This is a genomic window from Micromonospora sicca (assembly GCF_003172935.1).
In the GTDB taxonomy this organism is placed as follows: domain Bacteria; phylum Actinomycetota; class Actinomycetes; order Mycobacteriales; family Micromonosporaceae; genus Micromonospora; species Micromonospora sicca.
Genome location: NZ_QGKS01000494.1, coordinates 1 through 13,587, shown reverse-complemented (window position 1 = coordinate 13,587; position 13,587 = coordinate 1). Strand labels below are relative to the sequence as shown.

Below are 13,587 nucleotides of genomic sequence, written 5' to 3'. Positions count from 1 at the left end.
CCGTGGCGCCCCGGCCGGTCACCGGCCGGGGCGCCGCCGTCTCGCGGTTCGGCCTGGTCAGGCTCTTCGACTCGGCGGCCGAGATCGACAAGGCCCATGGGGTGCGGATCAACCTCTGGGCCGGGCGGTGATGCTCGTCTTCGGCCTCCTGATGGTCCTCTGGCAGTGGCTGCGCCCGGCGGAGCCGCCGGCCACCGAGGAGGCCCGGGAGATCTGACCTTCCCGGCATGGCCCGGTCCGGACGGGGTACGCGAGACGAGGGAACGCGTCTGCGGACAGGAGGGCAGCAGCATGAGCGATCGTGACCGACCGCTGGAGGAGAGCCCCGAGGTGGCCGCCGCGGTGGACGACGACAGCACGGTGCCGCAGCTGAGAACCGGTGGCGGCGCCGACCGGGACAATCCGGTCTTCACCGAGCCCGACGGCGCGGTGCCCGACACCGGATCCCCGGACCTCCTCGGTGACCCGTACGCGGCGGGCACCGGGGCCACCGGAACCGGCACCGGCGCGGGTGGGGACAACATCCGTACCGGCGCGGAGCAGCCGTGGGAACCGGAGGACCTGGTGATGGCCCGGGGCCAGGACCTCACCCCGGAGAACCTGGAGCGGGCCCGCCGGGACCTGGCCGAGCTGGGCCGGGCCGCGATCGAGAAGACCGTCCCCTGAGCACGTTCCGGGTGTCCGAACGAGCCGACCCGGGCGGAGGACACGGCGGGGCCCCTGGCCCGACCGGTGGACGGTCGGATCAGGGGCCCGGGGAACCTGCCGCTGGTGGTGCCTCACTCCCGCCGCGGCGGGTGGGCCTGCCGGTGGGTCAGGACAGCGGCGGGGTAGGCGTTGCGCTTGAGCTCCTGGAAGTGAGCCGGGAACCAGGCGCCGGAGATCGGCGCGTTCGGCAGGGCGCCGCTCATCTGTTGCCGTGGCGGGCCTTGCCGGTGTACGTCGGGTCGCACCTCCGGTCGAAGCCCTTGCCCTCGTCGTTCGGGATGAAGGCTGCCGGAGCCGTCCGACTCGCCCGGGGGCTTCACCCAGACGTACGCGTCGACGCCCGGCTCCCCCGAGACGAGCCTGTTGCCGAACGTCTGGGCGAACGAGACCTCGTCGACGTACTGGTTCGTTTCGATCCCCGTTGGACTGCCGCACGGTCTGGCCGTTCACCGCGCCAGTGATCTTGAGGTACGGCTCCTTGAGCGCCGAGTAGTCCGCCGTGTTGGTGATGAAGCCCTGCACGTTGTGCACGGTGCTGCCGGAGGCGGTGGCCGCCGCGAGGAGCTGGTTGGCGGTCGGGCCGGAAGTTGCTGTCCCAGCCGATCCAGCCGTGGCGCGCGGCGTCGATGTAGTTGTAGACGTTGCCGATCGCGCCCAGCTTGGCCAGGGCAGGTCACCAGCCCGACCGCGACCAGGACGCTCGCACCGGTCAGCGCGATCGTCCGCTTTCGGCCGGACAGCCTTCTCCACACATTCATGCCACTGATCTCCTTGGGCGGGACCGGATCCGCGTACGGCCCGGCGGAATGGCCCGTTGGACGTCCGGCGCGGACGGCCGGCGGCGCCACGGGTTTTCTTCGGGGGTGCCCGACCCGGCCGGGCGTGGTGGTGCGCGACCTGCGTGGGGACCGCCGGTCGGCTGGTCGGATGTCGCCCGGCGAACCGGGTGCCCTCGACACCTGACGTCGGCTCCCCCAACCGCCTCCAGAAATTCTTGAATGAGAGCGCTTCCATAGTAATGGCTCGATGATCACCGTTAACGGTAAGGGGAGAACCACCCTGCGGGGACGGGGCGGCACAGCGGGGCCGGATCGCCGCAGGCCGACCGAGCGGGACAGGGTCCGGCGGATTGAGGAATCTCCGCACCCAGCGAGGCCGCAGCCGCCCGGGCGGCACGGAAGGCCGCCCCGCGTCCCTAACCCCAGCATAAGCCGCGTAGCACTCCTATGCCCCGTATCGTCAATAAACTCTAGAACACGAATCTTTCCTCGCATAGGTCACGAAACGGTCTAACGTCGGTCGTAGCTCGACTGCCGTCGGGCTCAGGACAAACAGGGATGGAGTGACGCAGGTCATGGGAAAGAAGATGCTCGGGAAGGTCGTTGCGGGTGCCGCTCTCGGCGGCGCGTCCCTGCTGCTGTTCTCGCCCGGGGCGGCGTACGCGGCCGGACACGCGTACACGGGCAACGTCGTGGCCAAGCCGCAGGTCAGTCTTCTTGAGTTCTGCCCTGGGGACCACGGGGACTGGGACAACAAGGACTGGGACCGCAAGGACTGGGACCGCAAGGACGAGGACCGCAAGGACTGGGACAACAAGGACCACGACGGCAAGGACCACGACCGCAAGGACGAGGATCGCAAGGACTGGGACAACAAGGACCACGACGGCAAGGACCACGACGCAAGGACGAGGACCGCAAGGACGAGAACAACAAGCACGACGACGGCAAGGACGAGAAGAACAAGCACGACGACGGCAAGGACGAGAACAACAAGCACGACGACGGCAAGGACGAGAAAACAAGCACGACGACGGCAAGGACGAGAAGAACAAGCACGACGAGACCTGGCAGTCGGGGTCCGGCGGCCATGGCGGGGACATGGCCGACGACCAGTCGAACGAGGACCGCAACGACCGCGACAACAAGGACCACGACCGCAAGGACGAGGACCGCAAGGACGAGAACAACAAGCACGACGACGGCAAGGGCGAGGACCGCAAGGACGAGAACAACAAGCACGACGACGGCAAGGGCGAGGACCGCAAGGACGAGAACAACAAGCACGACGACGGCAAGGGCGAGGACCGCAAGGACGAGAACAACAAGCACGACGACGGCAAGGACGAGGACCGCGACAACAAGGACCACGACGGCAAGGACCGCGACCACAGGGACTGGGACAACAAGGACCAGGACCGTCGGGACCACGACGACCGGGACGGCTGCATGCCGCGTGGCCACGTCGACGGGGGTGACGGTGGCATGACCACCACCAGCCTCGACCGCGGCATGGCCGCCAGCGGGGTGGGCGTGATCGGCGCCGCCGCCCTGGGTGGCATGGTCCTGCTGCGTCGGCGTCGGGCCAATGACCTCGGCTGACACGACGGCGACACCGGCCGGCGGCCGTCACGGGAGACCGTGGCGCGCCGCCGGCGCGGCCGTCGTCGTCCTCCTCGCCATGGTGGGCGCCGGCCTGCTCGGGGCGTCCGTGCGGACCGTGCCGCCGCCCCGCCCGCCCCAGCCGCTGGCCCAGGCCGGTCCCGGCGACCCGACCGCCGCCCAGGCCGGGCCGGGCGATCCGACCACCAGCGCCCCCGCCGCCGTCGACGGGACCCAGTCCGCCGACCAGGCGTCCGCCGCCGAGGAGGCGACGGACGCGCCGAACCCGGACCTCGCCCCCGTCGGCCTGGACCGGTCGAACCCGACGACCATCTCGATCCCGCGGATCGGGGTGGACGCCAAGATCATGTCGCTCGGCACCAACCCCGACGGCACGGTCCAGGTACCCCCGCTCGACCAGGCCCAGCTGGCCGGCTGGTACTCCCCTGGCGCCAGCCCCGGTGAGGTCGGCAACGCGGTGATCGTCGGCCACGTCGACTCGGCCAAGCTCGGGCCGGCCGTCTTCTTCAACCTCGGCGCGCTCCAGCGGGGGGACACCATCACGGTCGCCCGGGAGGACGGCCGGAGCGTCACCTTCGCCGTCGACGAGGTGAAGTCCTACCCGAAGACGGCGTTCCCCACGGAGCTGGTCTACGGCCCCAGCGACAAGCCGAGCCTGCGGGTGGTGACCTGCGGCGGGGTGTTCGACCAGAGCGCCGGCAGCTACCTGAACAACATCATCGTCCTCGCCACCATGACGCAGTGACGCGGACGCCCCGGCGCGGCCCGGTGGTCGGGTGACCGACCGACCGGACCGCGCCGGGGCATGTCCGGGTCAGGCGGCGGCCGAGGTCCGCACCAGAGTACGGATCTGCCGCAGCAGCACCGACAGGGCGGACAGGTCGGCCCGGGACTCGTCGAACTCCCCCATCGCCCGGTGCGCCCGGTGGATCGAGGTGGCGTTCGCCTGCTCCCACTCCTGCACCCGCTCCTGTGGCGGGAGGGTGTCCGGGGTGGATCCGAGGACCTCCGCGGTGAGCGCGGCCAGCGCGGCGTACAGGTCGTAGCGCAGCGCCATCCGGGCCAGCGTCTGCCAGCGGTCCTCCCGCGGCAGTAGCGAGATCTTCGACAGCAGGGCGTCCACCCGGAACCGGTCGGAGAGGACGAAGTAGACCGAGGCCACCTCGCCCACGTCCCGGCCGGCGGACCGGGCGGTCTCCACGACGTCGAGCAGGCCGAAGCTGTACATCAGCCGGGTCGCCTGCTCCGCCAGCTCGCGGGGCAGCCCCCGCGAGGTCAGCGAGTCCATGTGCGCCGCGATGGCCTCGCGCTCGCTGCCGTAGAAGAGGTTCTCCAGGCCGGGCAGCAGCCGGGCGACCCCGTCCCGCAGCCGGTCGATCTCCCCCGGCACGTCGATGGGCGAGCGCCGGTTGCTGACCAGCCAGCGCACCGCCCGGTCGAGCAGCCGCCGGGTGTCCAGGTAGACGCTGGTCTGCAGCTCGGGCGAGACCTTGTTGTCCAGGGCCTCCACCGCGTCCCAGAGCGCACCCAGGCCGAACACCTCGCGCACCACCACGTACGCCCGGAGCACGTCCGCCGCCGAGGCGGCCGTCTCCTCGACCACCCGGAAGACGAACGAGATGCCGCCCCGGTTGATCGCCTCGTTGACCAGCACGGTGGTGACGATGTCCCGGCGCAGCCGGTGCCGGCCCATCCGGTCGGCGAACCGCTCGCGCAACGGGGTCGGGAAGTAGTTGACCAGGACATCGGTCGTCCACTCCTCGTCGGCCAGCCCGTCGGCCACAATCTCGCGTTCCAGCACGATCTTGACGTACGCCAGCAGCACCGCGAACTCCGGCGCGGTCAAGCCGTCCTCGGTCCGGACGGCCAGTTCCTCGTCCGGCGGGAGCGCCTCCAGCGCGCGGTCGAGCTGGCCGGACCGCTCCAGCTCGTTGAGCATCCGCCGGTGCACCGGGAGCAGCGAGGCGGCCTGCGCCTGGGCGTTGTTGATCGCCCGGGCCTGGTCGTAGTTGTCCCGCAGCACCAGCTCGGCGACCTCGTCGGTCATCTCGGCCAGCAGCCCGTCCCGCGCCTCCATGGTCAGCTCGCCGTCGGCGACCGCCGTGTTGAGCAGGATCTTGATGTTCACCTCGTGGTCCGAGGTGTCCACCCCGGCCGCGTTGTCGATGAAGTCGGTGTAGATCCGGCCGCCGTTCTGCGCGTACTCGATCCGGCCGTGCTGGGTGAAGCCCAGGTTGCCGCCCTCACCGACCACCCGGCAGCGCAGGCTCTTGCCGTCCACCCGGATCGCGTCGTTGGACTTGTCGCCCACCTCGGTGTTGGTCTGGCTGGACGCCTTCACGTAGGTGCCGATGCCGCCGTTCCAGAACAGGTCGACCGGCGCGGTGAGGATGGCGCGCATCAGCTCCTGCGGCGACAGTTGGTTGACGTCGTCGTCGAGGCCGAGCACCGCGCGCACCTGCGGGCTGACCGGGATCGACTTGGCGGTCCGCGAGTAGACGCCGCCGCCGGCCGAGATCAGCTCCGGGTTGTAGTCCTCCCAGGACGAACGGGGCAGGTCGAACAGCCGCTTCCGCTCGGCGTACGAGGTGGCGGCGTTGGGATCCGGGTCGAGGAAGATGTGCCGGTGGTCGAAGGCGGCCACCAGCCGGATGTGCTCCGACAGCAGCATCCCGTTGCCGAACACGTCGCCGGACATGTCGCCGACGCCGACCACGGTGAAGTCCTCGGTCTGGGTGTCGTGGCCCAGCTCGCGGAAGTGCCGCTTCACCGACTCCCACGCGCCCCGGGCGGTGATGCCCATCTTCTTGTGGTCGTACCCGGCGGAGCCGCCGGAGGCGAACGCGTCGCCCAACCAGAAGTTGTGCGCGGTGGAGATCTCGTTGGCGATGTCGGAGAAGGTCGCCGTGCCCTTGTCGGCCGCCACCACCAGGTACGGGTCGTCCGCGTCGTGCCGGACCACGTCGTCGGGCGGGACGATCTCGCCGCCGACGATGTTGTCGGTGACGTCCAGCATCGCGCCGACGAACTCCTTGTAGCAGACCACCGCCTCGTCCCGGTCGCCCGGCTTCTGCTTCAGCACGAAGCCGCCCTTGGCGCCCACCGGCACGATCACGGTGTTCTTCACCATCTGCGCCTTGACCAGACCCAGCACCTCGGTGCGGAAGTCCTCCCGCCGGTCCGACCAGCGCAGCCCGCCCCGGGCCACCGGCCCGAACCGCAGGTGCACGCCCTCGAAGCGCGGCGAGTAGACGAAGATCTCGAACTTCGGCCGCGGCGCCGGCAGGTCCGGTATGGCCTGCGGGTCCAGCTTGAACGCCACGTACGACTTGGGCCGCCCGCCGGCCGGCTTCTGGTAGAAGCTGGTCCGCAGGGTCGCCTGAATCAGCGTCAGGTACGACCGCAGGATGCGATCCTGGTCCAGGCTGGCCACGTCGTCCAGCGCCGCGCCGATCGCGGTGACCAGCTCGTCGCCGCGCTGCCGCCGCTCGTCCAGGGTGGTCGCGCCCGGGGCGAACCGGGCCTCGAAGAGCTCCACCAGCAGCTCGGTGATCCGCGGGTACGCGATGAAGGTCTGCTCCATGTACTCCTGGGAGAAGACGGTGCCGGCCTGGCGCAGGTACTTCGCGTACGCCCGCAGCACCACCACCTGCCGCCAGGTGAGCCCGGCGCGGAGCACCAGCTCGTTGAAGCCGTCCACCTCGGCCTCGCCCCGCCAGGCGGCCGCGAAGGCGTTCTCCACGTGCGGGCGGACCTCGGCCAGCTCCTGGTGCGCCTCGGGCAGGCGGAGCCCGAAGTCGTAGAGGAAGACCCGACCGTCGATCCGGTCCACCTCGTACGGGTGCTCGTCGACCACCCGGACGCCGAGCGAGTGCAGCACCGGCAGCACGGCGGAGAGCATCATCGGCTCGCCGTACCGGTAGACCTTGAACCGGACGTCCATCGTCTCGTCGACGTCCCCGCCCGGCCGCCCCGGCCGCGGCGCGAGCTGCTTGCGGAACAGGTGCATCTCGAGCTGGCCGGGCTCCTCCAGCAGCTCGAGCTTGGCCAGGTCCTTCATCGCCTCGTACGGCGTGTGCCCGTCCTTGTAGCCCTCCGGGAACGCGTCGGCGTACCGGCTGAACAGGTGCTTGGCCTGCTCGTCGCCGAGCTTGCGCTCCAGCACCAGCCGGTAGTCGTCGTCCCAGAGCCGGGTCGCGTCGGCCAGCTCCTCGGCGAGCAGGTCGGCGTCGATGTCCCCGGGCGGGTTGGTCGGGTCGGTCCGGACGATGAAGTGCACCCGGGCGAGCATCGACTCGGTGACCCGGGTGGTGTAGTCCACCCCGACGCCGTTCAGCTCGCGCAGCAGGATGTCCTGCATGCGGAGCCGGTTCTGGGTGGTGAACCGGTCCCGGGGCAGGTAGATCAGGCAGGAGATGAACCGCCCGTACCCGTCCCGGCGCAGGAAGACCCGCAGCTGCCGGCGGCCGGCCATCCGCAGCACGCCGATCACCGCGTGGTACAGGTCGTCGGTCTTGATCTGGAACAGCTCGTCGCGCGGGTAGGTCTCCAGGATCTGCAGCAGGTCCTTGCCGGAGTGGCTGCGCTGGCTCAGCCCGGAGCGGTCGAGCACCTCGGCGACCTTGCGGCGGACCACCGGCAGCTCGCGGACGCTGGTCCGGTACGCCGCGGTGGAGAAGAGACCCAGGAAGCGCCGCTCCCCGACCACCTCGCCGGCGTCGTTGAAGATCTTGAAGCCGATGTAGTCCAGGTAGGCCGAGCGGTGCACGGTGGCCCGCGAGTTGGCCTTCGTGATGATCAGCAGGCGCTTCTCCAGCACCTTCTCGTGCGCCTCGGGAGTCATCGACGACAGCGCCCGGGCCTCCGGCGAGTCGGAGCGCAGGATGCCCAGCCCGGTCCCGAGCACGGCCTCCAGCGCCTGCCCGCCCTCCCCGCCGTCGGTGTCGACCAGCCGGTACTCGCGGTACCCGAGGAAGGTGAAGTGGTCGTGCGCCAGCCAGCGCAGCAGCTCCACCGAGTCGGTGATGTCCTTCTCCGGCACCGGCGGCCGGCTGTCGGAGGTCCGGGCGGCGGCCAGCTCGTCGGCGAGCGCGAGGGCCCGCTGCCGCATCTTGGGCCAGTCCTCCACGGCCTCCCGGACGTCGGTGAGCACCCGCTGCAACTCCCGGCGGAGCTTCTCCCGCTCGGCCGCGTCGCGCACCGGGTCGATCTCGATCCGCATCCAGCTCTCGACCAGGTCGCCGGCGATCGCGTCGTCCGGCTCGACGTCGGCCGACACCTCGGTCAACCGGCCGAGCGGCTCCCGGCGGACCACCACCAGCGGGTGGACCAGCAGGTGCACGTCGAGGTGGTGCGAGTTGAGCAGGGCGGTCACCGAGTCGACCAGGAACGGCATGTCGTCGGTGACGATCTCGATGACGGTGTGGTGCTGTTCGGCGTCCGGCTCGTGGATGCGCAGCTTCAACTCGCCGGGAACCCGCTGCTGGGCCAGGTCCCGGTGCGCCCGGGCCGCGTCGAGCATCTCCTCGGCAGTGAAGCCGATCAGCTCCTCGTCCGGCGCGAACCGCCAGAACCGGCCGACCAGCGTCGCCGCGTCGTGGTCGTCCCCGGCGAGGGCGACCGCCTGGGCCACCAGGCGCTCGGCGTTCGGTACCGGTTCGTCGAACTCGGCGTCCTCCACGTCGTCGCCCAGCGCCCGCGCCGGCAGGCCCAGGTCGTAGAGGGTGTCGACGCTCGAACCGGTCATTCCGGTCACTCCTGTGTCGAGACGGCCGAAACCATCCCCGTCGGTCGCCGAATCGAAGCTGTCGTCCCGGCCGGTGTCAGCCTGCCGGAGGTCGGGTCCCGGTTTGATCGCCGGACGCCGGTCCATCGGTGCCACTCCCCTCGACCCACCGCGTTGTGGGTCACTCTGCCGCCCAGCCTAGGCCTGCCGCTCTGCCCGTTCGTCGGCGGACCACCGGCCGGACGTCCGGTTCGGGACTCTGTCCTTTCACCCGTTGCGGGTACGTGGTCGGCCGGTCGCGGAGTACCCCGGCTCGCGATGTTCATCACACTGCCACAGCGCGTCTTTCCGCACGTCGGAGCGGTGGCGGGGCAGTGGCGGAGCGCGGCCCGTACTAGCGTGCAGGGCAGTTTCGTACCGGAGGGACAGCTTCATGCTCGTGTCGTACCCCGTTGGTCGCCGCCGATCACAGCTCCGACCCGTCTTCGCGGCGGTGACCGCCGCCGTGCTCGCCGCCGGCGCGCTGGCCGGGTGCTCGGCCGAGGACGGCCCGGAGCGCAGCGTCGACGCGTTCCTGGCCGGCTGGCGCTCCGGCGACCTGCACACGGTCGGCTTCATCGACGCGACCGGCGCCCGGGTGCCGGCGGCCGAGGTGACCAAGCAGATCCGGGCGCTCTCCGGGGAACTGGTGGACACCCCGCCGGCGGTGAAGCGCAAGGGCGACGTCAAGGTCACCGCGGACACCGCGACCGCCCAGGTGGAGGTCGTCTGGACGCTGCCGGGGCAGACCCGTTGGGCGTACGACCGGCCGGTACGCCTCAAGCGCGGCGGCGACGACCAGTGGCAGGTGATCTGGGAGCCCACGCTGGTCCAGGAGCAACTGGAGGAGGGCGACCGGCTGGCCCTGCGCCGGGACGCCGCGCGCCGGGCCGCGGTGCTGGACGGCGCCGGCGCCCCGATCGTGGCGCCCCGGCGGGTGGTCCGGGTCGGCGTGCAGCCCGGCGAGGTCACCGACGTGCCGAAGCTGGTGCGGCAGCTCGACGCCGCGTTCAAGGCGATCCGGCCCGCGCTGGTGCCGCCGGTCGACCTGTCCGATCTGCCGAAACGCCTCGCCGAGGCCGAGCCGACCGCCCTGGTCGAGGTGGTGACCCTGCGCGAGGAGGCGTACCGGCAGATCAAGCCGCGGATCTACGACCTGCCGGGCACCAAGTTCCCGACCGACACGCTGGACCTGGCACCGACCCGGGAGTTCGCCCGCGCGCTGCTCGGCTCGGTCGACGCGGCGCAGGCCGACGACCTGAAGGCGCACCCCGACAAGTACGTCGCCGGCGACCTGGTCGGCCACGGCGGCCTCCAGGGCCGGTACGACGACCGCCTGCGCGGGGTTCCGGGGCTCACCGTCGTCATCGAGCGGCCCAAGCCCGGGGAGCGGGGGATGACGACCGGCCCGGAGGTGTTCCGCAGCGAGCCGAAGACCGGCCAGCCGCTGAAGACCACCCTGGACGTGGCCACCCAGAACGCCGCCGACGCGGCGCTGCGCGGGGAGAAGCGGCGGTCGGCCCTGGTGGCGCTCCGGATCAGCGACGGCGCGGTGCTCGCCGCCGCCAACGGGCCCGGTCCGGCCGGGGAGAATCTCGCCTTCACCGCCCAGGTGCCGCCCGGCTCGACGTTCAAGACGGTCAGCGCGCTCGCCCTGCTGGACCGGGGGGCGGTGACCCCGCAGGCGACGGTCGCCTGCCCGAAGACGTTCGTGGTGGACGGCCGCCCGTTCAAGAACTCCGACAATTTCGAGCTGGGGGCGGTGCCGTTCAGCACCGACTTCGCGAAGTCCTGCAACACCGCCTTCACCTCGCTGGCCCCGAAGCTGGGCCCGGACGGGCTCGCCACCACCGGCCGTACCCTCGGCCTGGAGGCGAAGTGGGACCTGGGCGCGGACGTCTTCACCGGCAAGGTCTCCACCGGCGGCTCCGCCACGGAGCAGGCCGCCGCGGCGATCGGCCAGGGCACCACCGTGGTCAGCCCGCTCGCGATGGCCGGCGCGACCGCCGCCGTGGCCCGGGGCCACTGGGAGCAGCCGAAGCTGGTGCTGGACCCGGCGGCGCAGCAGCCCGCCCCGGCGGGTCCGGCCCTCAAGGCGGAGTCCGTGGCGGCGCTGAAGACGATGCTGCGCGCGGTGGTCACCGCCGGGACGGCCAAGGCCCTCGCCGACGTTCCCGGCGAGCCGGTGTACGGCAAGACCGGCACCGCCGAGTACGACAACAACCCGGCGCACACCCACGCCTGGTTCGTCGGTTGGCAGGGGGATGTCGCGTTCGCGGTCTTCGTCGAGCAGGGCGGGTCGAGCACGGACAGCGCCGTGCCGATCAGCGAGCGTTTCCTCCGCGGCATCGCCGCCCGCTGACCGTCGGTGGCCTCGGTTCCCCGCCGAGGCCACCAGGTCCGGCGGGCACTGGTTCGTGCACCGGAACCTGCCGACGCAGGCAGGGACCGCTGACCGAGTAACCGGGCTCCGCGCGGCGTGGGTCGGGTCAGGCGATCCCGGCGCTGGGCCCGGGGGAAGCGTCGTCGCCCGGCTCGGACGCGGGCTCCGCCTCGGGCGACGTCCGGCGCACCGGCACGGGCCCGGCCGAGGCGGGCGGTTCCACCGGTTCCCGGCCCGCGACGACCTCCTCCTCGGGCGGGGCGACGCGGCGTAGCAGCCCGGGCCCCGCCGAGGCCCGCGGCCCCACCGGCTCCGGACCGGCCGACTGGATCGGCGGGGCGTCGTCCGTGGACGTGGCCTCCTCGGCGACCGGACCGATCGGCTCGACCGCCACCGCGGGAGCCGGCGTGACCACCGGTGCCGGGGCCACCGGCCGGCTCGGCTGGGGACGCCCGTTGCCCCGCCTCGGGGACGGTGGCGCCGGGGTGGCCGGCAGCAGCCGCGGCGGCATCGCGGCCGGCGCGGAGACCGGCGCCAACCCGGACACCACGGTGTTGACGATCTCCGCCGCGTACGAGCCGTCGGGATCGTAGTCCGGGTCGAAGACGGTCAGCTCGACGCCGAGGCAGTGCGGGGTGTCGACGAGGCCGGCGAGCAGGATCTCCAGCTCGGCGAAGGCGATGCCGCCCGGGTCCGGGGCGTCCACCGCCGGCATCACCGCCGGGTCGAGCACGTCCACGTCGATGTGCACCCAGTAGCCGGCGCAGTCGGCGAGCTGCTCGTGTGCCCACTGCGCGGTCCGCGCGGCGCCCTGGGCGCGCAGCGCCGGCACCGGCCGGGTGGTGATCCCGGCGGCCTGGAGGTCCAGGCGATATTCGTCCTGCGCCCGGATGCCGAGGACCACCACGTCGATGTCCCGGAAGTAGGGGCGGCGTCCCTCGATGGCGGCCAGGTCGGCCTGCCCCCGGCCGGTGACCAGAGCGAGGTCCTCCCCCGCCGCGGCCCCCACGTAGGAGGCGTTGCCGGGGTGCCGGAAGTCCGAGTGCCCGTCCACGAAGACCAGCCCGATCCGGCCGCCGACCGCCTCGCCGAGCCGATGCATGGCCAGCGCGGAACCGAGCAGCACCGAGCAGTCGCCGCCGAGCACCAGCGGGAACTCCCCCCGGTCGATGATCGCGCCGATCCGGTCGGCGAGTGCCACCGAGTACCCGGAGATCTCCGAGGCGTGGCAGACGCCGTCGCCGGGGCGCCAGTCGCCGGGGTCGTACCGGGGCGAGGTGAGGCAGCCGGCGTCCCGGGCCCGCAGCCGGGCGAGCAGGCCGTGGTCGCGCAGTGCGCCGGGCGCCTTGGCGCAGCCGGGGACGGAGGTGGCGGTGGGTGGGCGCAACCCCAGGTTGGTCGGCGCGTCGAGGACGGCGATCCGGCGCATCATGGGCTCCCGTCCTCGGTGGTCGGGCGGGCCGGCCGGAACGCCGGCCCGCGCTGGCGTGCTACGAACTCAGAACAGGGCGCTGGCCAGGGCCCGGCGGGCCGAGGCCACGGCGGGATCCTCCGGGCCGGCGATGGTGAACAGGCTGACCAGGTGCTGGCGTACCTTCTCCCGCTCGTCACCGGCGGTCCGGCGGACCAGGCCGACCAGCCGCTTGTAGGCCTGCTCGGCCAGGCCGCTGAGCACCTCGATGTCGGCGGCGAGGAGCTGGGCCTCGACGTCGTCGGGGGCGCCCTCGGCGGCGGTGAGCGCGGCCTGCGGGTCGGCGCCGCCGACCCGGCGGGCCAGTCCGACCTGGGCGAGCCCGGCCTCGGCCGCGGCGTCCGCCGGCGACTCCGCCAGGATCTTCTTGTACGCCCGCTCGGCGGCGTCCAGGTCGCCGCTCATCAGCGCGTCGTCGGCCTCGTCGAGGCGGGGGTCCTCCGGCTCGGCCACGGTGACGCCACCGGCCTTGAGCACGGCGGAGATCCACTGCCGGAGCTGGGCCTCCGGCACCACCCCGGAGAAGGCGTCGATCGGCTGCCCGCCGACCACCGCGTAGACCATCGGGATGCCCTGCACCCGGAACATCTGGGCGATCCGGGGGTTGGCGTCCACGTCCACCTTGGCCAGCACCCACGCGCCGGCGCCCTCGGCGGCCAGCCGCTCCAGCACCGGGGAGAGCTGCTTGCACGGCTCGCACCACTCGGCCCAGAAGTCCACCACCACAGGAGTGCTGAGCGAACGCTCCAGCACCTCCGTCTGGAAGGTCTCCTCGGTCACGTCGATCACGGCGGCTCCGCCGCCGGCGGCGGGAGCGCCGGGAAGGCCGGCAGGCGGCCCGGACTGGGCCGGGGCGGTG

The 13,587-nt window shown here is 72.2% G+C and carries 9 protein-coding genes; 5 read left to right on the top strand and 4 right to left on the bottom strand.

Features of this window, described 5'->3' with window-relative positions:
* Nucleotides 1-2: 2 nt before the first annotated feature.
* Complete coding sequence (locus tag DKT69_RS40790) at nucleotides 3-131, top strand: hypothetical protein (RefSeq protein WP_255420264.1); 129 nt, start codon at nucleotides 3-5, stop codon at nucleotides 129-131.
* Nucleotides 132-291: 160 nt separating this feature from the next.
* Nucleotides 292-666 (top strand): hypothetical protein, encoded by a 375-nt coding sequence (locus tag DKT69_RS35905; RefSeq protein ID WP_109805804.1) that lies wholly within the window; start codon nucleotides 292-294, stop codon nucleotides 664-666.
* 113 nt (nucleotides 667-779) lie between these two features.
* On the opposite strand, the gene DKT69_RS41670 is transcribed toward DKT69_RS35905, so the two are convergent.
* On the bottom strand, nucleotides 780-1,028 hold the full coding sequence (locus tag DKT69_RS41670) for a hypothetical protein (protein WP_497529442.1): 249 nt from the start codon (nucleotides 1,026-1,028) through the stop codon (nucleotides 780-782).
* 1,560 nt (nucleotides 1,029-2,588) lie between these two features.
* Here DKT69_RS41670 and DKT69_RS35890 point away from each other — a divergent pair.
* Both DKT69_RS35890 and DKT69_RS35885 read left to right on the top strand, forming a co-directional pair.
* Nucleotides 2,589-3,089, top strand: a complete 501-nt coding sequence (locus DKT69_RS35890; RefSeq protein ID WP_109805802.1) for a hypothetical protein — start codon at nucleotides 2,589-2,591, stop codon at nucleotides 3,087-3,089.
* A complete protein-coding gene (locus DKT69_RS35885) occupies nucleotides 3,076-3,855 on the top strand; it encodes a class F sortase (RefSeq protein WP_109805801.1) in 780 nt (259 codons plus the stop codon). The genes DKT69_RS35890 and DKT69_RS35885 overlap by 14 nt, the downstream gene beginning before the upstream one ends.
* A 69-nt stretch (nucleotides 3,856-3,924) precedes the next feature.
* Here DKT69_RS35885 and DKT69_RS35880 read toward each other — a convergent pair whose 3' ends face one another.
* Complete coding sequence (locus tag DKT69_RS35880) at nucleotides 3,925-8,982, bottom strand: NAD-glutamate dehydrogenase (protein WP_109805800.1); 5,058 nt, start codon at nucleotides 8,980-8,982, stop codon at nucleotides 3,925-3,927.
* Nucleotides 8,983-9,268: 286 nt separating this feature from the next.
* Between DKT69_RS35880 and DKT69_RS35875 the strand changes: the two genes are divergently transcribed.
* Nucleotides 9,269-11,236, top strand: coding sequence for a penicillin-binding transpeptidase domain-containing protein (locus DKT69_RS35875; RefSeq protein ID WP_109805799.1), 1,968 nt, complete (start codon nucleotides 9,269-9,271; stop codon nucleotides 11,234-11,236).
* 127 nt (nucleotides 11,237-11,363) lie between these two features.
* On the opposite strand, the gene DKT69_RS35870 is transcribed toward DKT69_RS35875, so the two are convergent.
* Complete coding sequence (locus tag DKT69_RS35870; RefSeq protein ID WP_438361910.1) at nucleotides 11,364-12,689, bottom strand: arginase family protein; 1,326 nt, start codon at nucleotides 12,687-12,689, stop codon at nucleotides 11,364-11,366.
* Between the two features lie 66 nt (nucleotides 12,690-12,755).
* On the bottom strand, nucleotides 12,756-13,587 hold an 832-nt coding region (locus tag DKT69_RS35865), incomplete at its 5' end, for a tetratricopeptide repeat protein (protein ID WP_109805798.1).

Bases quoted from the DNA above. Each gene is read 5' to 3' on its own strand.
- DKT69_RS35875 (WP_109805799.1), top strand. From the start codon at position 9,269: ATGCTCGTGTCGTACCCCGTTGGTCGCCGCCGATCACAGCTCCGACCC.
- DKT69_RS35885 (WP_109805801.1), top strand. From the start codon at position 3,076: ATGACCTCGGCTGACACGACGGCGACACCGGCCGGCGGCCGTCACGGG.
- DKT69_RS35870 (WP_438361910.1), bottom strand. From the start codon at position 12,689: ATGATGCGCCGGATCGCCGTCCTCGACGCGCCGACCAACCTGGGGTTG.
- DKT69_RS35905 (WP_109805804.1), top strand. From the start codon at position 292: ATGAGCGATCGTGACCGACCGCTGGAGGAGAGCCCCGAGGTGGCCGCC.
- DKT69_RS35890 (WP_109805802.1), top strand. From the start codon at position 2,589: ATGGCCGACGACCAGTCGAACGAGGACCGCAACGACCGCGACAACAAG.
- DKT69_RS35880 (WP_109805800.1), bottom strand. From the start codon at position 8,982: ATGGACCGGCGTCCGGCGATCAAACCGGGACCCGACCTCCGGCAGGCT.